The 1269-nt window shown below is 66.4% G+C and carries 1 protein-coding gene; it reads left to right on the forward strand.

Going from position 1 to position 1269, the window contains the following annotated elements; translation table 11 throughout:
- Positions 1 to 79: 79 nt before the first annotated feature.
- Positions 80 to 1269 (forward strand): integrase core domain-containing protein (locus DPM33_RS35590; protein ID WP_146770394.1); only part of this gene is annotated, 1190 nt, incomplete at its 3' end.

A 1269-nucleotide genomic window follows, 5' to 3' on the forward strand; every position in this document is an offset into this window, starting at 1 on the left:
TGTCCGAACCGGATAGATAGGTAACAGAATGGACCGATTAGATGGGTGACAGTTTTCTCGCCCGCCGGGAGGACCGGCGATGGTTTGGCGAGAGACAGGGCTCATGGATGAGCGGCTTCGTTTTGTTGTGGAATGCCTATCTGGCGAGGAGACGATGACGCAGTTGTGCGCGGCCTTCGAGATCTCGCGCAAGACCGGCTACAAATGGCTGGAACGCTATCGCGAGTTCGGCCCGCAGGGTCTGCACGACCGGCCGCGGGCGCCGCTTGACCACGGCCGGGCAACGGCAGCGGACCTGGTGGAGCGGATCGTGGCGGAGAAGGAAGCGCATCCGCTGTGGGGACCGAAGAAGATCATGGCGCGGCTGAAGCGGGCGGAGCCGGCCTGCGGCTGGCCGGCGGTCTCGACGGCTGGCGAGATCCTGAAGCGGCATGGCCTTGTCGGGCGGCGGCGAGCGCGCTGGAAGGCGGCGAGCAATGGGCCATGGCCGGAGCCTGCAGCGCCGAATGCGGTGTGGACGGGAGATCACAAGGGCTGGTTCCGGACCGGCGACGGCTGGCGCTGCGAGCCGTTGACGGTGATGGATGCCTCGAGCCGCTACCTGTTGGCGCTCGAGGCGACCGGCTCGACGTGCGAGGATGAAGCCTGGCCGGTGTTTGAGCGGGCATTCGAGGAAAACGGCCTGCCGGATCGGTTCAGAAGCGACAATGGCTCACCGTTCGCGTCGGCCGGCGTCAGCGGGCTGACGCCGCTTGCGGTGCGCTTCATCAAGCTCGGCATCGTCCTGGAGCGCATCCAGCCGGGCAAGCCGCAGCAGAACGGATGCCATGAGCGCTTCCACCTGACCATGCTGCCGTTGGCCAAGGCGGCGGAGGCCGACAGGGCGGCTCAAGCCCGGGCCTTCGAGGCCTTCCGCCGCGAGTACAATGAGGAGCGCCCGCATGAGGCGCTTGGCATGGACACCCCGGCACAGCACTATCATCCATCAACTCGCGCCATGCCGAAGACGGCGCCAGAGCCAGACTATCCGTCCGAGGCTGCGGTGCGCAGCGTCCGGCAAAATGGCGAGATCAAGTGGAACGGCGGCTTCATCTACGTGTCGAAGACGCTGGCCGGCGAAGCGGTTGCCGCGACCGAGACCGAGACAGGGCAATGGGCGCTCCACTTCTATGCCCACCCGCTCGGCTTCATCGACGGCCGGCACAAGAAACTGGTCCGCCGCAGCCCCATCCAACCCCGACCAGATGGCGCTGCGGCGGACAGCAACTC

Source organism: Mesorhizobium hawassense, assembly GCF_003289945.1.
Lineage (GTDB): Bacteria > Pseudomonadota > Alphaproteobacteria > Rhizobiales > Rhizobiaceae > Mesorhizobium > Mesorhizobium hawassense.